At 69.9% G+C, this 17,840-nt stretch carries 16 protein-coding genes and 1 pseudogene; 6 read left to right on the top strand and 11 right to left on the bottom strand.

All coding sequences use genetic code 11. The annotated features are described in order from the left end of the window. Positions 1 to 24 precede the first annotated feature (24 nt). Positions 25 to 1,566 carry an MFS transporter gene (locus ACIBJG_RS36895; protein ID WP_399314469.1) on the top strand — a complete coding sequence of 514 codons (1,542 nt, stop codon included), beginning with the start codon at positions 25 to 27 and terminating at the stop codon, positions 1,564 to 1,566. Positions 1,567 to 1,652: 86 nt separating this feature from the next. Here ACIBJG_RS36895 and ACIBJG_RS36890 read toward each other — a convergent pair whose 3' ends face one another. The 4 genes from ACIBJG_RS36890 to ACIBJG_RS36875 form a co-directional block, all read right to left on the bottom strand. Then, positions 1,653 to 2,855: an MFS transporter gene (locus ACIBJG_RS36890; RefSeq protein ID WP_399314515.1), complete on the bottom strand. Its 1,203-nt coding sequence runs from the start codon at positions 2,853 to 2,855 to the stop codon at positions 1,653 to 1,655. A gap of 138 nt (positions 2,856 to 2,993) precedes the next feature. Continuing rightward, positions 2,994 to 4,019, bottom strand: a complete 1,026-nt coding sequence (locus ACIBJG_RS36885) for an alpha/beta hydrolase (protein WP_399314467.1) — start codon at positions 4,017 to 4,019, stop codon at positions 2,994 to 2,996. An 84-nt stretch (positions 4,020 to 4,103) separates the two neighbouring features. Then, positions 4,104 to 5,720 carry a phosphodiester glycosidase family protein gene (locus tag ACIBJG_RS36880; RefSeq protein ID WP_399314466.1) on the bottom strand — a complete coding sequence of 539 codons (1,617 nt, stop codon included), beginning with the start codon at positions 5,718 to 5,720 and terminating at the stop codon, positions 4,104 to 4,106. A gap of 155 nt (positions 5,721 to 5,875) precedes the next feature. After that, positions 5,876 to 6,418, bottom strand: a complete 543-nt coding sequence (locus ACIBJG_RS36875; protein ID WP_399314464.1) for a hypothetical protein — start codon at positions 6,416 to 6,418, stop codon at positions 5,876 to 5,878. Between the two features lie 588 nt (positions 6,419 to 7,006). On the opposite strand from ACIBJG_RS36875, the gene rph reads away from it, so the two are divergent. Continuing rightward, a complete protein-coding gene (rph, locus tag ACIBJG_RS36870) occupies positions 7,007 to 9,619 on the top strand; it encodes a rifamycin-inactivating phosphotransferase (protein WP_399314463.1) in 2,613 nt (870 codons plus the stop codon). A 45-nt stretch (positions 9,620 to 9,664) separates the two neighbouring features. Here rph and ACIBJG_RS36865 read toward each other — a convergent pair whose 3' ends face one another. Continuing rightward, on the bottom strand, positions 9,665 to 10,669 hold the full coding sequence (locus tag ACIBJG_RS36865; protein WP_399314461.1) for a MerR family transcriptional regulator: 1,005 nt from the start codon (positions 10,667 to 10,669) through the stop codon (positions 9,665 to 9,667). A 3-nt stretch (positions 10,670 to 10,672) separates the two neighbouring features. Further along, entirely contained in the window at positions 10,673 to 11,344 is a 672-nt protein-coding gene (locus ACIBJG_RS36860; protein WP_399314460.1) for a HEAT repeat domain-containing protein, read from the bottom strand. Between the two features lie 130 nt (positions 11,345 to 11,474). On the opposite strand from ACIBJG_RS36860, the gene ACIBJG_RS36855 reads away from it, so the two are divergent. Continuing rightward, positions 11,475 to 11,747 (top strand): hypothetical protein, encoded by a 273-nt coding sequence (locus ACIBJG_RS36855; protein ID WP_399314458.1) that lies wholly within the window; start codon positions 11,475 to 11,477, stop codon positions 11,745 to 11,747. Between the two features lie 116 nt (positions 11,748 to 11,863). On the opposite strand, the gene ACIBJG_RS36850 is transcribed toward ACIBJG_RS36855, so the two are convergent. Beyond that, positions 11,864 to 12,634, bottom strand: a complete 771-nt coding sequence (locus ACIBJG_RS36850) for an SAM-dependent methyltransferase (protein WP_399314456.1) — start codon at positions 12,632 to 12,634, stop codon at positions 11,864 to 11,866. 190 nt (positions 12,635 to 12,824) lie between these two features. Continuing rightward, a complete protein-coding gene (locus ACIBJG_RS36845; RefSeq protein ID WP_355765801.1) occupies positions 12,825 to 13,181 on the bottom strand; it encodes a MerR family transcriptional regulator in 357 nt (118 codons plus the stop codon). 423 nt (positions 13,182 to 13,604) lie between these two features. Between ACIBJG_RS36845 and ACIBJG_RS36840 the strand changes: the two genes are divergently transcribed. Beyond that, positions 13,605 to 14,510, top strand: a complete 906-nt coding sequence (locus tag ACIBJG_RS36840; protein ID WP_399314454.1) for an NADP-dependent oxidoreductase — start codon at positions 13,605 to 13,607, stop codon at positions 14,508 to 14,510. 57 nt (positions 14,511 to 14,567) lie between these two features. Here ACIBJG_RS36840 and ACIBJG_RS36835 read toward each other — a convergent pair. Together ACIBJG_RS36835 and ACIBJG_RS36830 are read right to left on the bottom strand one after the other, a co-directional pair. Next, positions 14,568 to 14,998 (bottom strand): annotated as a pseudogene (locus ACIBJG_RS36835) (IS630 family transposase); the annotation flags it as partial. Between the two features lie 88 nt (positions 14,999 to 15,086). After that, a complete protein-coding gene (locus ACIBJG_RS36830) occupies positions 15,087 to 15,470 on the bottom strand; it encodes a hypothetical protein (RefSeq protein WP_399314453.1) in 384 nt (127 codons plus the stop codon). Positions 15,471 to 15,667: 197 nt separating this feature from the next. Here ACIBJG_RS36830 and ACIBJG_RS36825 point away from each other — a divergent pair, with 197 nt between their 5' ends. After that, on the top strand, positions 15,668 to 15,808 hold the full coding sequence (locus tag ACIBJG_RS36825; RefSeq protein ID WP_399314450.1) for a hypothetical protein: 141 nt from the start codon (positions 15,668 to 15,670) through the stop codon (positions 15,806 to 15,808). A 403-nt stretch (positions 15,809 to 16,211) separates the two neighbouring features. Here ACIBJG_RS36825 and ACIBJG_RS36820 read toward each other — a convergent pair whose 3' ends face one another. Beyond that, complete coding sequence (locus tag ACIBJG_RS36820; protein WP_399314513.1) at positions 16,212 to 16,877, bottom strand: aldose 1-epimerase family protein; 666 nt, start codon at positions 16,875 to 16,877, stop codon at positions 16,212 to 16,214. A gap of 29 nt (positions 16,878 to 16,906) precedes the next feature. On the opposite strand from ACIBJG_RS36820, the gene ACIBJG_RS36815 reads away from it, so the two are divergent. Then, on the top strand, positions 16,907 to 17,840 hold a 934-nt coding region (locus ACIBJG_RS36815; RefSeq protein ID WP_399314448.1), incomplete at its 3' end, for a four-carbon acid sugar kinase family protein.

The following is a 17,840-nucleotide window of genomic DNA, read 5'->3' as shown; positions in this document are numbered from 1 at the left end:
TTGAGTCCCGAAGTGGGTACCCCCATGTCCGAAACACTGACGTCCGTCGGGAAAGCCGACGCCGGCCCCGACCCGAGGCGCTGGAAGGCGCTCATCTTCATAGCCCTGGCGCAACTGATGGTCGTACTCGACGCGACCATCGTGAACATCGCGCTGCCCTCCGCCCAACAGGACCTGGGCATCTCGGACGGCAACCGGCAATGGGTCATCACCGCCTACGCCCTCGCCTTCGGCGGTCTGCTCCTCTTCGGCGGCCGTATCGCCGACCTCTGGGGCCGGAAGCGGGCCTTCCTCGTCGGCCTGACCGGCTTCGCCGCCGCCTCCGTGCTGGGCGGCGCCGCCCAGGGCGAGGCCATGATGCTCGGCGCCCGTGCTCTGCAGGGCGTCTTCGGCGCGCTGCTCGCACCCGCCGCGCTCTCGCTGCTCGCGGTGACGTTCACCGAGGCCAGGGAACGCGCCAAGGCGTTCGGAATCTACGGTGCGATCGCCGGTGGCGGCGGCGCCGTGGGCTTCATCCTCGGCGGCACCCTCACCGAGTACCTGAACTGGCGCTGGACCTTCTTCGTCAACGTCCCCTTCGCGATCGTCGCGGCCCTGGGCGCGTACTTCGTGATCCGCGAGCCGGCCGGTGGCCGTAACCGCGCTCCGCTCGACATCCCCGGCGTCCTGCTCTCCAGCCTCGGCCTGGTCTCCCTGGTCTACGGCTTCACGCACGCCGAGTCCGCAGGTTGGTCCGACGCGCTGACGATCGGGATGTTCGTCGCCTCCGCAGTGCTGATCGGCGCGTTCCTGGTCACCGAGGCCAAGGTCAAGGCGCCGCTGCTGCCACTGCGCGTACCCGCCGACCGCAATCGCGGCGGTGTGTACCTCTCCCTGGGCCTCGCGGTCATCGCGATGTTCGGCACCTTCCTCTTCCTCACCTACTACCTGCAGGTCGTCCAGGGCTACTCGCCGATCAGGACCGGTCTGGCCTTCCTTCCGATGGTCGCCGGCATGATCACGGGCTCCACCCAGATCGGCGCCCGGCTGATGACGAGGGTTCCTCCGCGACTGCTCATGGGCCCCGGCTTCCTGGTTGCCGCGGCCGGAATGCTGTTCCTGACCCGGATGGACATCGGCAGCTCGTACGCCGGTCTGGTACTGCCCGGACTGCTGCTTCTCGGCCTCGGAATGGGCACGGCGTTCATGCCCGCGATGTCGCTCGCCACGTATGGCGTCCAGCCGCGCGACGCGGGGGTCGCCTCCGCGATGGTCAACACCTCGCAGCAGGTGGGTGGCGCCATCGGGACCGCGCTCCTGAACACCATCGCGGCCTCGGCCACGACCGCCTACCTCACCGCCCACGCGGCAGGTGCGACGACTCCGGCCGCACAGAAGCTGGTTCAGGCACGGGCCATGGTCGACGGATACTCCAGTGCCACCTGGTGGGCGGTCGGCATTCTGGTGCTTGCCGCGGGCATTGCCCTGACCATGATCAAGGCCGGACACCAGGGCGGCCCCGCGGCCGCGTCGCGCACCACCGAGGACACCCGGGACGAGGTGAAGGTCCCGGCCGGCGCGCACTGAACCGCCGGAGTCCCCGGCAAGGTGCGTTCCCGGGGACTCCGTACGGACAGGGAACCGGCAGAACGTGCCGACCACCGGAATCCGGTTTACGCAGGCGGCGGCTTGAGGGCGGAGTAGGTTCCCGCGGCCGCCGCCAGCAGCATGACGCAGCCCGTGAAGATCAGCCCGGCCTCGCGCAGGCCCAGCCACGTGGCCAGGGCGCCGACGCCGACGACCGGCACCGAGATTCCGGTGTACGCGACGACGAAGAACGCCGAAATGGTGCCGCCCCGATGCGTGGCCGGAGCGGCGTCGCTGACCAGGGTGAGCGCCGCACGGAAGGACAGGCCCTGGCCCGTTCCGCCGCACAGGGCGCCGAGGACGAGCAGCGGCAGGGATTCCGCGATCAGCGACGACGCCACCAGCAGCAGGCCGACGACGAGAGCGCCGCACCCGAGCGGCAGCGCGAGGCGCGCGCCGATGCGCCGGGTCAGCGACTGTCCGACGGTCGAAGCCAGAAAGACCGAGAACACGACGGCTCCGGTCACCGCCAGATTGTCCACGCCCAGTGTCTGTGTCGCGAAGCTCGGAGCGACCGCGGTGAACAGCCCGAGCAGGGCGAAGCCGGCGAACGCCGCCAGCGCGGCGCGTGCGAACACGCCCTTCACCTCGGGCGGCACCGCCACGCCCTGAGGCTCCGGCCGCGGCCAACGCCGGGTGTGCGTCACGGTCTCCGGCAGACGCCAGGTGATCCCGCACGCCACGGTCACCAGGCCCAGGTGAACCCAGAACGGCAGCGTCAGCGGCCACGGGGTGTACTGGGCGAGGAAACCGGAGAGCAGTGGCCCGCATCCCAGCCCTCCCATGTTGGCGGCCGTGGCGGCGAACCCGGCCCGCGCCTTCTGTCCCGGGCGGGCGAGTTCCAGGACCGCCGCGGTCGCCGCTCCGCTCAGCAGACCGGCTGCGCCGCCGGACAGCAGACGGCCCGCGAAGAGCAGCGGCAGTCCGCTCTCAAGCAGGAAGCAGCCCGCACTCGCCGCCGACAGTGCCATGGCGCAGAGCAGCACGGGCCTGCGACCGACCTTGTCCGAGTAGTTGCCCGCCACCATCAACACGGTGATCACCGCCAGGGCGTACACGGCGAACACGACGGTCACCATCAGCTCGGAGAAGCCGATCTGTCGCTGGTAGAGCCCGTACAGGGGAGTGGGCAGCGTCGTCCCGGCCATCCCGATGGCGAACACCACAGCCGCAGCCGGATAGCCGGGCCGTCGGCCATCGCCTGCCTTCACCACACCCTCGCGAACGATCACCCGCGTCACCCTACGATCGGCCACCCGCCCGGACCGTGCATGGCGCGAGGCACTGCCGGGGTGAGTCGTGACCGGCGGCGGGGACCGGCACGGAGGCGGGCGCTCGTACCCGTCCTCGCCGGTGTGATCCGGGGCTCAGCGGCCGGTCCCTAAAGCGCCGAGCAGCATCGGCAGCGAGGAGTGCAACTCACGCTGCCAGTACGCCCAGCCGTGAGTGCCCGGTCCGTAGAAGTGTGTGACCACGTGCCGTGCGCCGCTGCGTTCGAGTTCGCTCGCGAGGGCCTGGTTCTGCCGGTTGAAGTCGGCCTCCAGCGCACTGGTGCTTCCGGGCGCGTCCAAGGGGCCGGTCGTGCCGTCCCCGCAGGACAGGTAGACCGGGATCGACCTGAGGCGCTTGGCCAGGTGGAACGGGTCGTGGGCCGCCCAGACATCGCGCTGCGCGACCGGGTCGCCCCAGACCCTCAGTGGGTCATTGCCCTGACCGGCGAAGAACCCCATGATGCGGTTCACCGACTCGTCGTTCAGCAGCGGGTGCACGGAGCCGGAGTACGCGGCGGCTGCCTTGAACATTCCGGGGTGCCGGGCCGCGTACAGGAGAGCGCCCTGGCCGCCCATCGAAAGCCCCGCCACGACGCGATTACTGCCGGCCCCCCAGCCGTGTTCGAGCAGGAGACGCAACTCCTTGGTGTGGAAGGTCTCCCACGCCGGGTCACTGCCCTGACCGTAGTTCCACCAGTCGCTGTACCAGCCGTTCCAGCCGGCCTCCGGCATGACCACGAGGACGTCGCGCAGGCTCTCCGTTCGCGCGACGTCGGTCTGGGCGGTCCACGACGTGTAGTCCCCGCAGCAGCCGTGCAGCAGCCAGAGAGTCGGCCAGTGCCGGCTCCGGTCGCCCGGATCCCAGCCGTCCGGCGTGAGCAGCCGCACGTTCACCGTCCGGCCGCCGAGCGCCGGTGAACGGACCGACAGGTCGACCTGTCGGTCGGCGACCCGGGTGACCCCGACGACCTCAGCCCCCGTCGACGAGGCGGGCCCGCCCGCTTCCGCGGCCTGCGGCACGGCCGAAGCGGCAGCCGGGGTGGGCGGATTCGACACCAGTGTGAACAGCAGTGCGCCAACGATGAGCAGGAGGCGGGCTCTTCGGGTCGGGACGGCGGCCATGGCGACTCCTGGTGGTGGGCGGTGAGCGGTGGGCGGTGGGCTGTGGGCGGTCGAGGGATGGGGGCCTTCTCGGCCCGGGGCGGGTCAGCCCCGGTCGGGCAGTATGAGCAGTGCGTCGCCGACGGGGCGTTCACCGGCCGCGTCGGACGGATCGTTGATCACGTCTCCGTCGACCACCATGGTGGTCGACCCGCCGCCATCGAGATTGACCGCGTCGCGCAGGCCGAGAGCCCTGGCCACCGCGGCGGTCTCGGGGATGCTCAGCCCGAGCGCGTCCGTGCTGCGTCCGTCGGCCGTGACCAGGACGGTCCTGCCTGCGGCGTCGACCCCGGCGAACGTGCGTGGATTGCGCTTGTGCATCCAGCCGTAGTAGAAGCTCGGGTTGCCGGACTGCACCATCCCGTCGGTGGCAGGCGTGACGTGCAGGCGTCCGTTGCGGACGAGTTCGGGGCCCCCATTGAGAATGCTGGTCGTCGGTGACGGCGAGACCTTGCGTCCGTCGCCGTCCCGCAACGTCTTCTCGACGCGCAGGGGCTGGCCGGCCTGTGCCAGGGCGGTCAGCTCGGCGACGCGGCTGCCGGTCGCCTGGACGGAGCTGCCGCCGTCCGGGAGCGGCCCACCGCGTGGTGACCGCAGTTCCAAGACCCGGCCGCGGCTGTCCAGCACGGCCTCGATGCCGTCGCCACGTGGCGTCTGCCGCCCGTAATCAGGTGTGAAGGCGACGAGCTCGTCGTGGTCGGCGCAGGTCACGTCGTGCAGGGGCAGTGAGGTCGGAGTGTCGTCCGCGGTGCCGCCACAGTTCCTGATCAGGCCCGGAACACGGTCGATGCCGTCCAGGGGCTGCGAAGTACCTCGGCCGAGGACACGCCCCTCCCAGGTGAGCCTGGCTACCGTGCTGTGCCGGCCGCTGTCGCGTACCACCAGGCCCGGGCGCCCACTGACCGGCTCGCTCAGCAGCCGGCCGCCGTAGACACCGACACCGGCCGGATCACCGGGTGCGCCGGCGTTCGGGTCGAGTACGAAGAACCCGGCGTTGATCCCCGCGGTCGCGCCGGCCGCGGCCGCCAGCTCACTGGTCTTCTCGCGGTTCTCCAGATCGGGACCGTACGACGCCTCGAGCCCGCCGCGGAACCGGCCCGGGTCGATGGTGAGCACGTCGATCCGCCACGGGCCACGGTCTGCGGGGTCGCCGTCCCAGCCGGTGTACACGGCGGACCCGGTGTACCCCGCCTTCCGCAGCCGGGTGAGCTCGGCCGCAGCGGCGGACTGTGAGGCGAACCGCCCGACCCGGACCCGCCACCCGAGCGACCCGCCGGCGTAGTCGGCGACGGCCGGCGTCACGACGTCCTCGGCCCGGGCGTCGAAGCCGTCCGCCTCGATGCCGGCGGTCAGCTCATCGGCGCTCGCGCGGTCCTTGAGCGCGGTCGGCGGCGCGTCGGGGTCCGGTGAGGTGGCGCCGCCGGGTATGGCAATCTCGATCGTCCACGCCAGCGCCGGAGCGTCGGCACCGCGCACGATCCGTGTGAGGGTGACACCGGGCTGCAGCGTCCGCGTGCTGCGCGTCTCGCTCAAGCCGACGGCACCCAGCGGCAGGGCGCGCGCCGGCGCCGGACGCGGCCCGGATGACGCAGGCGCCGGCGAGGCGCCCATCACGGCCAAAAGGGCCAGGACCGTCGCCGCGCCGAGGACCTTGCTGTTCATGTACCCCCCTGGGAAAGATCCACCCAGCAAAGGTGCGTGCGACGGTGGCCACCAGTCAAGACGTGTGCACGTCAAACCGGCGAGGGGTGGCGCGGTCCCTGCACCGAAACCTCCGGAGCAGGGACCGCGCATGATTCGGGAAGGACCGACTCTCGTCAGGAGCCGACCCGCGCGTAGCGGAGAGAGGTGTAGCCGCTGTCGTCGGAGTAGATCTGGCTGATGGTCGCGGCCCCGACCGCATCGATCCGCCGGGCCTGCAGCCGGATCGTCGTCGACTTCCGCACCCTGATCAGCTCGTTGATCGGTGCGGTCTGATTGCCACCCAGTTCGGCATCGCCCGCATTGGCGTCGATGATCTGGTTGACGAGTCGCTCGCTGTCCGGCACGGCGGTGCCGGTGGTGACGTTCCACAGCCGCGCGGTGATGAAGGTGTTGACCGGGGGAAGTCCTTGGAGGCGCCCGCGGACGTCTGCGTCGAGTTCGTAGGTGCCGTTCCTGGGGAGAGTGACCTCCAGGGGAGTGTCGGTCCAGGCGTCGGCCGGCAAGTCGACCTGAGTGTGCAGGTGCTCGATTCCGGTGGCGGCTGATGGTGCGGGCGAAGTCGCACTGGTGTCGCTCTGCGCAGCTCCCGCGGTAGTCGTGCCCACAAGCAGTGCGGTCGCCGCGAGGGCGGTGAATCCGGTACGCCTGGTCAGCATGCCTTCTCCTGAACGTAGGTGGGGTGAGATGCTCCTCCACAACGTTCGGAATGCGCATATGCCGGAAATAGCCACTGAAGGAGTGACAGGAGATCGCGGTGGTCCGAAGCGACTTTTTCCGCGGCGTGGGCATAACCCGGACGCGCGCCGGTTCGTGAAGTCGTCGCCCGGGGGGAATTTAGTGGCAGAGAGCAAAGAGCCTGCCGACGTTGCTGGCCGGCCATGCCTGCCCGTGCGCGGCGCCACCACTTCGCGAGACGTGCGTCATGTCCGGCGGGCGGCGCAAGGCAACGGCAACGGCAACGGCAACGGCAACGGCAAAAGCGAGGAGATCGCTCTCCTCGCCACTCCTAACGTATAGCGCACTGGGGGGCTTGCGGCAAGGCCCCGGTGGTGACGCAGAATCATCGGCCGAGGCCACAACCTGCGGAAATGAGGGCGCGACGTGCGTGAGCCGCCCGAGACGCCAGAGGAGAGACAGCCGGTGACGCGTACGCGGCCGACAAGAGGTTCGACAGAGCTGGAGGCGCCGGTGATCGGCTCTGCCGGCGCAGTGCGACGGGACACGACTGCCGCGGAGGCATCACGATGATTGAGCAGTACGTGCGGGATCTTCAAGAGGTCGACGAGACACAGGTGGCGGTCGTCGGTGGCAAGGGCGCCCACCTCGGCGGGCTGTCGCGGATCGACGGCATCCGCGTCCCGGCCGGCTTCTGCGTGACGACGGACGCCTTCCGTCGGATCGTGGCGGAAGTACCGGCGGTCGATGATCAACTCGATCAGCTGTCGCGCCTGAACCCTGACGACCGGGCGACCATCCGCACGCTCAGCGCACAGATCCGCCGGACCATCGAAGGGATCACCATCCCTGCCGATCTCGCGACGGCGATCACCCGCGCACTCGCCCCACTCGGCGAGCATGCCGCCTACGCGGTCCGGTCCAGCGCGACAGCAGAGGATCTGCCGACGGCCTCCTTCGCCGGCCAGCAGGACACGTACCTGAACGTCGTCGGGCCGTCGGCGATCCTCCAGCACATCAGCCGGTGCTGGGCCTCACTGTTCACCGAGCGGGCCGTGACGTACCGCCGGCAGAACGGCATCGACCACCGTACGGTCCACATGGCCGTCGTCGTGCAGCAGATGGTGTTCCCGCAGGCGGCCGGCATCCTGTTCACGGCCGACCCCGTCACGGGCAACCGCAAGGTCGCCACCGTCGATGCCGGCTTCGGCCTCGGTGAGGCGCTGGTCTCCGGCCTGGTGAACCCGGACGTCTTCAAGGTGCGCGACGGTGAAATCGTCGCCAGGACGATCGCTGCCAAACAGCGTGCCGTTCACGCCCTCCCGGCCGGCGGCACCGAGGAGGTGACGATCGACGCGCAGCGGCAGGAGCAGCCCGCGCTGACTGATGCCCAGGTCGTGCGTCTCGTACAGCTCGGGCGACGGATCGAAGCGCACTTCGGCCGCCCGCAGGACATCGAATGGTGCCTGGCCGATGACGGCTTCCAGATCGTTCAGAGCCGCCCGATCACGACACTGTTCCCCATCCCCGTCGCCGAGACCGGCGACCAGGAGAACCATATCTACGTCTCCGTCGGACATCAGCAGATGATGACCGACCCCATGAAGGCTCTCGGGTACTCCATGTGGCAGCTGACGGCCATGGTGGCGATGCACGAGGCCGGCGGAAGGCTGTTCGTCGATGTCACCCGGCGCCTGGCAGCGCCCGCGAGCCGATCGGTCCTGCTGGACGTCATGGGGAAAGGCGATCCGCTGGTCAGGGACGCCCTGGAGACCGTCCTCGACCGCGACGACTTCATCCCCTCGCTCCCGGACACGGCTCCCGGCAGGCCGCCGGCCGGCAGCGCGCCCGCCCCGATCGAGACCGATCCGGCCATCGTCACCGAGCTGGTCGAGCGCAGCCGGGCGTCCGTCGCCGCGCTGGAGCGCGACATCCGGACGAAGACCGGACCGGCGCTGTTCGACTTCCTGCTGGACGCGTTCAAGGAACACAAACGAGTCCTCGCCGACCCGGCGAGCATGCAGGTGATCATGGCGGGGATGGAGGCCACGTGGTGGCTCAACGACAAGCTGCTGGAGTGGCTGGGCGAGAAGAACGCGGCTGACACGCTCACGCTGTCCGCCCCCGACAACATCACGTCGGAGATGGGACTGGAACTGCTCGCCGTCGCGGACGTGATCCGCCCGTATCCGGAGCTGGTGGCGTTCCTTCAGGGCGTCGAGCACGACAGGGACGAAACCCTCCTGGACGAGCTGGCCAAGCTCACGGGCGGGACCGCAGCACGCGACGCCGTCGAGACCTACCTCGACCGGTACGGCATGCGCTGCGCGGGCGAGATCGACATCACGAGGCCACGCTGGCGCGAGCGCCCTGCCACGCTCGTCCCCGCGATTCTCGACAACGTCAGGAACTTCGGGCCGGGCGCCGCCGAGCATCGCTTCGAGCAAGGCCGGCAGAAGGCGCAGAAGAAGGAACAGGACGTGCTGTCCCGTTTGCGGGCCCTGCCGGACGGGGACCGCAAGGCCGACGAAGTCAAGCGCATGATCGACCGGGACAGAACCTTCATCGGGTACCGGGAGTACCCGAAGTACGGCATCGTCAGCCGCTACTTCGTCTACAAGCAGGCCCTGTTGGAGGAGGCGGAGCGCCTCGTACAGGCCGACGTGCTTCCCGAGAAGGAGGACGTCTTCCACCTCACGTTCCAGGAGTTCCACGACGCCGTACGTTCACATCGGGTGGACGTCCGGCTCATCCAGCAGCGCAAGGACGCGTTCAGGGCGTACCACGCGCTCACCCCGCCCCGGGTGCTCACATCGGAAGGTGAGGCCGTCACCGGCGCGTACCGACGCGACGGCGTACCGGCCGGCGCCCTGACCGGCCTTCCGGTCTCCGCCGGGACCGTGGAGGGAAGGGCGCGCGTCATCCTCGACATGGCGGAGGCCGACCTCGAAGCGGGCGACATCCTGGTCACGCCCTTCACGGACCCCAGCTGGTCGCCGCTGTTCGTCGGAATCGCCGGCCTGGTCACGGAGGTGGGCGGCATGATGACCCACGGTGCGGTGATCGCCCGGGAGTACGGCTTGCCGACGGTCGTGGGCGTGGAGCGGGCCACCCGGCTGATCCGCGACGGGCAGCGGATCCGTGTGCACGGGACCGACGGGTACGTCGAACTCCTGCCCTGACCGGGCCCGCGGCCGCCTCCTGTCACCCCGGGGCCGATGGACACGTCACCGCGCGTCGCGCAGCTGAAGAAGGTACGCCGCGGTCAGCGCAACGGCCCGGTCCTCGTCATGCGACAGCTCCACGAGGGCATGCGATGCCGTCGCCCCCGGGACGGCGGCCAGCGCCTGGGTCAGCCGCCCGCGGGCAGGTGCTCCAGCGGTGGCGAGGGTGAGGTGGCCGACGAGCCCGGTGGCGATCCGATCCGCCATCGCCGTGTCGCCCGCCAGCACGCTCAGCGCGTCGGCGGCATCGGTGTCGTTCCGTCCTTCGACGATCATCTCGATGAGGGTCGGGACCGCATCGGCCGCCCCACGTGTCCCGAGGGCCAGAGCCGCATACCCGCGAACCGCGGCGTCCGGGCTCGCCAAGGCCGTCCGCAGCTCCGCAACCGCATCGTCACCGGGCATCTCGGCGAGGGACCGCACAGCACGTTCCCGTACCGCGGCCACCGTCGAGTCGAGGCCCCGCGCCAGCAGGGCGGGGCCGCCGCCGCCCGATCGTGCCAGCGCCCACCGAAGGGCTCCGGCAACGTTCGGCTCCGTCTCGCTCAGCGCTGCCTCCACCAGGGCTTCCACCGGCACCGGAACGTCGTCCACCGAGGCAAGGGCCGCGCGTTGGCGCGCGACGGCGCTCTTCGACCCCAGTGCCTGGAGGAGCGCAACAACCTGGAGGACGTCCTCCCAGCGGGCAGGCTCCGCCGCATCGATCCGGCGCAGCCGCGTGAGCAGGTCGGTCTCGGCCGCGATGCGTTCGCGCGTCTGACGGACGAGGTCGCCGACGAGCGCCGAGGGGGTGAAGCCGGGGTCGTCGAGCGCGCGCCCGATCTCACGCAGTGACAGCCCCAGCGACCGCAGACTCTCGATATGGAAGATCCGCCGGATGTCCTCCCCGGAGTACTCCCGATAGCCGGAACCCGTACGACCGCAGGGCCGTACCAGACCGAGCGACTCGTAATGCCGGAGCATCCGGGCGCTGACCCCGGACCTTCGCGCCACCTCACCGATCAACACGCCCTATCCTCCCTCCTCGCCGGGCCCGCCGAGGGCCACGACGCGCTTCGCCTCCTCGATCGCGAACTCGAAAGCGGTGTCCGGGTCGCGCAGCAGGCGCTGTGTGGCGAGCGCGTGTACGCGCACACGCGGGTCAGGAACCACCGTCGCACCATGCAGAACCGGCACGACGACCTCACCCAGTGCGACCAACGCGCGGCTGAGACTCAACTGCGTCTCCCGCTCACCGCGCCCGAGCTGCGTCGTCAGCACCCCGGCCAAGGCGGACTCCTCACCTTCCGGTACGAGCACGACCGCCGCCCGCCAGGCGGTTCGCGCCACCTGGTCATCCGCGTCGGACAACAGAGTCCGAGTGATGGCCGGCCAAGCCTGCCGGTCCCCGATCTTGGACAGCGTGTGCAGCGCCTGGCTCCGAGCCGGAGCACGCTCCGAGCGGACTTCGCGGACCAGCCGGGGGAGCGTCATGGACACCGGATGGCGGGTGAGCGCCCAGGTCAGCATGTCGCGGACGAAGAAATCGGGCTCGACTCCACAGCGCTCGACGAGCTTGTCGACGAAGCGCGGGTCGGGTGCCGAACCGACCGCCAGAGCAGCCCGCAGCCGCACGGATGAACGGCTGTCCGCCAGCCCCTGGAGCGCTCGCATCGTATCCGCGCTCTGTCCCGTGATCGTCATCTCGACCACCTCCTTGGCAAGCAGTGAAGGCCTTGTCACTGTGTCAAGGTCAAACCGGGACTGCTGCGCGTCCACTGATTCCGTACCGCCGCCCGCGCGGGCCCTGCGCTGGACGCAGGAGAGACCGATCGTGGTTACGCGCCCGTACTCCGAGCAGCACCCCTCGACGTTGGCGGTCGCCTTCGGGATCGACGAGTGGTCGGTGGACGTCGCACCCGAGGACGACGACATCGAACAGGCCGCCGTCTTCCCCCTGCCGGACGCGTTGAAGCTGCTCGGCGAGTTGGACAGCGCAACGCAGCTGGACCCCATCGTCGGTTATCCGGCCGGGGCCATAGCGCCGGGGACCACCTGGCTGTATCGCAACCGGAGCAGGGAGGAGACGCGCGTCGCCCGCTGGTGACGCCAGACAGCGACATCCCCCTGTAGTTCGCGATCGGTTCGCGATCTGCAGGGGGAGTGCGGTCCTGTCTCTCCGACCACGGCCGGAGAGACAGGAAGTGACCGACCGAGCGACGCTCAGTTCTTGCGTGCTGTTATCAGGGCGAAGGAAAGCAATTCTCCGCCGTCGGCGGTGAGCATGTCGATGACAGGCTGGTTCGTGCTCCGCCCGTCCTCCTGGTGCTCGGCGCACGCCTGCGCCCACAGCAGCCAGTCCTGCCAGGCGCCTTGCTGCAGCCGCGCGGACGTGACCTCCACCATTTCGGTGACCGCCCACTGGAAGCGCCACCATTCCGCCGTGTGCCAGGCGATCGCTTCCCAGCCGACCAGCGCCTTGATGTGGGGCGGGACCGCCCCGAGCTCACGGACCTCCCGCGTCATGGCCGGAGTCGCCATGCCCAGTTGTCCGCCAGGGCGGATATACCGGACCAAGTAGGGCAGGTAGCTGTCCGCCGTACCGAAGTACTCGAACGCGTCGACGCTCACAATGGCGTCGAAGCTCTCCTCTTCGAACGGCAAGGCGTGCGCCTCCGCTCGCACTGCCTCCACTTGGCCGCCGACATCTGCGTCGGCGAAGACAGCCGCCGCCTCCTCGGGGGCGACCCACAAGTCGGCAGCGACAACCTGGACGCCGTACTCGCGGGCAAGGAACACCGACGTCGCGCCCTTGCCGGAGCCGAGGTCGAGAATCCGCATCCCCGGGCACAGATCAAGGTCCCGGGCGAGGTCCTCCAGCAGCCACAACGGGTTCGGACCCATGTCAAGGCCGAGTAGCCAGGCTGGGTCATAGCGGGAGGCGCGCGGATAGCGGTCCGGACGTACGAGATCACTCAAAGCAGTCACGAGCACGGACCCAAGCCGACTATCGCCCCCGTCGCAACCACATTTCGCTCGGCAGCCCCACCTCTCTGACCGGACAGACGTCGAGCCTGCCCGCGCTGAAAAGGGAGCAGCAGAGCCCCCCCGGGGCTTCCCGCGGCCGGCCAGTGCCCGGTAGATGCCGGACAGGTCGGGGCCTCCACTCCTCGCGACGGGTTGATCAGTCCTGCGCCACGTTCGCCGCGGTCACATTCTCGATCACGCGGCCGAGTTTGGTCTTGGCGCGGGTGAGGTCCTGGATGCGTGCGGCGATGCGGTCGCGTTCGATGGTGAGCTGGTCGAGCATGGCGGGGGTCGCGACGCCGGTGCTCACGCACGGCAGGAGTTCGACGACGGTACGGCTGGAGAGGCCGGCCGCGAAGAGGTCCTGGATGAGCTGGACCCGCTCCAGGGCTTCGTCGGGATAGTCACGCTGCCCACCGGGCGTCCGCGCCGATTCCAGGAGTCGCTGTTCCTCGTAGTAGCGCAGGGCCCGCACGCTGACCCCTGACCGCCTCGCAAGCTGTCCGATGCGCATGACGCGGTTCACTCCCTTCGCGCTCATACCTCACGTTGACGTCAGGTTCAGGCTAGCAGTACCGGCTCCGGGGGCAGGTCTGGGGCCGATCGATCCGTTGCGGGCACCGAGATTGATCGTGACCCGGTGGCGGACCCGAGGGCATTCACGCGGTTCACGTACGCACGGCGGTCCTCGCGTCGTGCCGGGATCGCAGCAGCCTGCCGAGGGTGCATGGGCGTCGACCGTGACGGGTGGCGTGATCCCCGTAGTGGCGCAGGCCCCCACGCTCCCCCCGCCCGATCGGCAACCTCACCCATCCGCGCCTGCCCTCCTCCGGCCGGGCGGCAGTTGCGGCTTGCACCTCACGTCAACGTCAGGTTCTAGAGTGGCGGGCGTCGGATGAACACATCGTTCCGGCCCGTCAAAGTAAGGCAGACCATTATGCGCGCAGCCCGGTTCCACGAATACGGCGGAGCGGAGAGCCTGGTGATCGAGCAGGCCCCCGACCCGCACCCCGGAGTTGGTGAGGTCCGTGTCCGCGTCGCGGCGGCCAGTGTCAATCCCATCGACTGGAAGCTGCGCGCCGGCGCCCTGCAGCAGCTGATTCCCCTGGATCTGCCCGCCATTCCCGGGCGCGACGCCGCCGGGGTGGTCGACGAGATCGGTGACGGAGTGCAGGGGGTGAGCATCGGCGACCGCGTCTTCGGGCTGGGCGGTGTCACCGGCGCAACCGCGGAGCTGGTCATCCTCTCGGCCTGGGCCCACGCCCCCGACGCGTGGAACGACGAGCAGGCCGCGGGCGCCGGTCTCGCGTCCGTGACCGCGATGCGCGGCCTGAACGCGCTCGGCCCCCTCGCGGGGCGCACCCTTCTCGTCGAGGGAGCCTCCGGTGGCGTGGGCAGCGCGGCGGTCGAGATCGCGGTAGCGCAAGGTGCCACTGTGATCGGGACAGCCAGTGAACGCAACCACGAGTTCGTCACCGCACTCGGCGCCGTTCCCACCACCTACGGCCCCGGCCTCGCACAGCGTCTGTCCGTTCTCGCCCCGCGCGGAGTCGACGCGGCGCTCGACACCGCGGCCTCCGGATCGCTGGACGACCTCGTCGCGATCACAGGTGACCCGACGCGCGTCGCGACGGTCGCCGACCATGCGGGCGGGCAGCGCCTCGGCACGCATGTGGTCAACGCGGAGAACGACTCCACCCTCCTGTCCGCGGCCGCGGAACTGGGCCGGCAAGGCCGCTACACACCCCGTATCGAACAGGCCTACCCCCTGGAGCGGATCGCCGACGCCCACGCGCACGCCGAGCGCGGACGCACCCGAGGAAAGCTCGTGATCTGCATCTGAACAGACCGATCTGTATCTGAAACAGGCCCACGAGGTAGGTAACCCGCAACGTGCGGGGCCGTAGAGCTTGTCCTTGGTCAGGTCCAGGGCGGCGAACAGGTGGCGTACTCCGCCGTAGCGGTTGTCGCCCGGCGCCGTCGGCGGGGCTCGCGGTCGGGGTCCTTGTGCTTGCCTCCGCGGTCGGCCCACTGCCGGCCCGGGTGCGGCATCAGATTGAGCGGCCCGAACTCGTCCATGCAGAAGACGATTTCGGGCTCGCTGTCCTCGGGTATGACCTCGCCGTCAGCGATGGCGTAGAGGTGCTCGACCCGCGCTTTCTTGGCCGCGTAGTCCGGGTCGCTGGAGGTCTTCCACGTGTTCAGGCGTTGAAAGGAGACGCCTTCCTCGCGGAGCAGGATGCGCAGGACCTCGTGGCTGATGTCGTCGACCACCCCCTCGGCGACCAGGAAGTCCGCCGGCTTGGTCAGGCTCCAGGTCGAGAACGGCAGCTCTCGATCTCACGAACCTGCACACGTCCAGCCACGTGATCATTCTGGCCCCGTCCGCCGCGCAGGGAAGCACCCACGCGGCAAAACGTCACGAGGCAGACGTTGTCAGCGCGCGGGTCAGTTCGGCGTCGTATTGATCGGCGTCGAAGTGAAAAGTCGGAGGGCGTGCTTCATCAACGGGCACCTGCCAGTCGGACCACTTCACGATCCTGCCGTGACGCTGCACAAACACGGACAGGTAGCCACAGCATCCGCCCGTGCACTCGGGCTCACCCAGCACTACACGTCGTCCCCCGCCGGTTGCCCAGAGGGGACCCTGGCCATCGGCCGGCAATGCCTCCTCGGTAAACGGGCCGCGGCCTCCCTCTCCGATCGCGGCTGCCACCACTTCCGCGCCATCGATCCGGAAAGACAACTGGGCAGCCCATCGGGGGCCTGGTGGCAACACGCTGATCTCAAGCCGATTGAACACCCAAGCACCCTACGGGAGCACTGGCAGCCTCAGTTCCGTTCCTATGGTCGGAGGCGGGCATCTGGCTGACCATCAGGCAACGTCCGAAGAGGCGAACGTTGCCTGATGCGGCACCAGCACGTTCCCGCAGACGGGAAGCAGGAGTGGCCGGCGCCGAATGAACACGCACCCAACCCGCCTGCACCGTCATGTACTTAGTGGAGGCAGACCATCTGGACGCCGACACCCGCCAGCCGCACGCCGCGACCGTGATGGGCGGTGGATCCTCCGTCTCCCTCGGCAGCGGGCGCGGCGTCATCGCCCCACCGACGGCAGCCCGCACCATTACAGCGCACTGAACATCGACGCGAAGCAGCTCGACACGATCGACTTCACTGCCCGTAGGACCGCCGATGCCGCGCTCCTGGCGCACTTCGAGCGTTGGGACGAGAGCCTCCCGCAAGCTGATCGCCAACGGGGACACCCTCACCCCACGCCGCATCCACGCGCTGCCGGTGGGCCACCACCGGGAACGCGTGCCCGGCGTCACGCCGCTCGACGACGCAGCCCACCTCATGTCCCCCTTCTCCGGCGAGGGTCCAACCTGGTCATGCTCGGCGGCGCCGAACTCGCCCAGGTCATCGCCACCCACCCCGGTGACAGCGAAACAGCCCTGGCCGCCTACGAAGGGGCCCTGTTCCCACGCAGCGCAGAAGCCGCCGCAGAAAACCTCAAGACGACGCGGTCCGCTCCGTCGGGTGATCAGGCGGTTCGCCCTACCCGGAACGTCGTCGTGTACAGGCGTTCCTCACCCGGCTCCAGGAACGTCATGGACCCGTCCTCCCGGGCCGCGGTCTCGCCCTGCACGTGGTGCGTGGAGGGCTCGAAACCCACGGCGTAGGCGCCCTCGCGCAGGTGCATCCACTGGAAGAAGGACGGGAACTGCGCCTGGTCGTATTCCAGCTCGAAGTACATCCCCAGGCGGTCGTTCACCAGCCGGGGCCGTACCGAGCCGTCGGCGTCCGGTTCCAGTTCGTGCTCGTAGACCTGCTCGACGAATCCGGACAGCGGTCCCGGCATCTCGGTGTTCGAGACGCCCTGTTCGGTGACACTGTCGCTCTGCCACACCGTGCGGCGCAGCGGCATCTCGTAGCGCGCGCCCTCGTCCAGGAAGGGCCAGCCGACGTTGATGTGGTACAGGAACATGTGCGGTGTGGGGTCGAAGCCGGCGTTGCGCACCCGGTCGATGAGCCGGATCTCCGTGCCGCCGAGATCGGCCTCGATGCGGCGGGTGAGCCGCAGGTGCTCGCCGAAGATCGCGGCCTGGCGGACCTCGCCCTCCGCCCAGAGGACGCAGTGGTCCTCGTCCTGCCACTGCTCGCCGTAGCCGGTGAGCCGGGCGGGCAGGTTGCCGACCCGGCCGTGCAGGGCGTGGGAGGCGGAGAAGGAGGCCGCTCGTGCAGTTCGAAGGGATCGACGACGAAGCGGCTTCGTCGCTCGTGGTGCTCGCGGACGACCTGTCCGGTGCGGCGGAGTGCGCTGCCCTGCTGTCCTGCTGCCGAACGATCGAACTCGGCCAGGCCGCCTCGGGTCCGCCCGGGCGGACCCGGGTCATCGACCTCGATTCACGGCGGAGCAGCGCCGCCGGGGCGGCGCTGCTCGTGGCACACGCGGTGCGCCGCCACGAACCGGCCGGCGCACGGCTGGTGAAGAAGGCCGACTCGCTGCTGCGGGGCCATTTCGCCGCGGAGGCCCGGGCGTTCGGGGAGGGGGCGGAAGGTCTCCTGGTGATACCCGCGGTCCCCGCCGCCGGCCGGACCGTCCGCGACGGGGTCGTACGCCTGCACGGAGTCCCGCTGCACCGTACCGAGGCCTGGCAGGCGGAACCCGGACCGCCGCCCCGGTCGGTGGCCGAGGCACTCGGCGCTGCCCGCACCGTCGCCGTACGCCTGGACGACGTACGGGCCGGAGCACGGAGGCTGGAACACCGGCTGCGCTCCGGTCTCGCCGCCGGCACGGCCCTGGTGTGCGACGCGGATACGGACGCCGACCTGGACGCCCTCGCAGGAGCCCTGCTCACGCTGCCGCGGACCGTACGGACCATAGGAGCCGGCGGGATCGTCGCCGCCCTGGGACGGCGGTCCGTCAACGGGGGACAGCGCACCGACCCGGGGGGACAGTGCACCGTCCCCGGCCGGCCGGCACCGGAGACCCTCCGTTCGGTCGCTGTCGTCGTCGGCACCGCACACCGCGGCGCGGCTGCGCAGATCGCGCAGCTGTCGGCCGTGGTGCCCAGCATCTGCTCCTTCGAGAAGGAGGCCGTGCTCGGATACGAACACAACACCGTCCGGCTCATCCAGCGGGACCGCGGCGGCACACTCCAGGAAGCCG

This window comes from Streptomyces sp. NPDC050422, assembly GCF_044458665.1.
In the GTDB taxonomy this organism is placed as follows: domain Bacteria; phylum Actinomycetota; class Actinomycetes; order Streptomycetales; family Streptomycetaceae; genus Streptomyces.
This window is presented reverse-complemented; position numbering and strand designations above follow the sequence as displayed.

Excerpts from the sequence above, each read along its gene's own strand:
- ACIBJG_RS36860 (WP_399314460.1), bottom strand. The coding sequence starts at position 11,344 with ATGACGATCACGGGACAGAGCGCGGATACGATGCGAGCGCTCCAGGGG.
- ACIBJG_RS36895 (WP_399314469.1), top strand. The coding sequence starts at position 25 with ATGTCCGAAACACTGACGTCCGTCGGGAAAGCCGACGCCGGCCCCGAC.
- ACIBJG_RS36880 (WP_399314466.1), bottom strand. The coding sequence starts at position 5,720 with ATGAACAGCAAGGTCCTCGGCGCGGCGACGGTCCTGGCCCTTTTGGCC.
- ACIBJG_RS36845 (WP_355765801.1), bottom strand. The coding sequence starts at position 13,181 with ATGCGCATCGGACAGCTTGCGAGGCGGTCAGGGGTCAGCGTGCGGGCC.
- ACIBJG_RS36840 (WP_399314454.1), top strand. The coding sequence starts at position 13,605 with ATGCGCGCAGCCCGGTTCCACGAATACGGCGGAGCGGAGAGCCTGGTG.
- rph (WP_399314463.1), top strand. The coding sequence starts at position 7,007 with ATGATTGAGCAGTACGTGCGGGATCTTCAAGAGGTCGACGAGACACAG.
- ACIBJG_RS36885 (WP_399314467.1), bottom strand. The coding sequence starts at position 4,019 with ATGGCCGCCGTCCCGACCCGAAGAGCCCGCCTCCTGCTCATCGTTGGC.
- ACIBJG_RS36875 (WP_399314464.1), bottom strand. The coding sequence starts at position 6,418 with ATGCTGACCAGGCGTACCGGATTCACCGCCCTCGCGGCGACCGCACTG.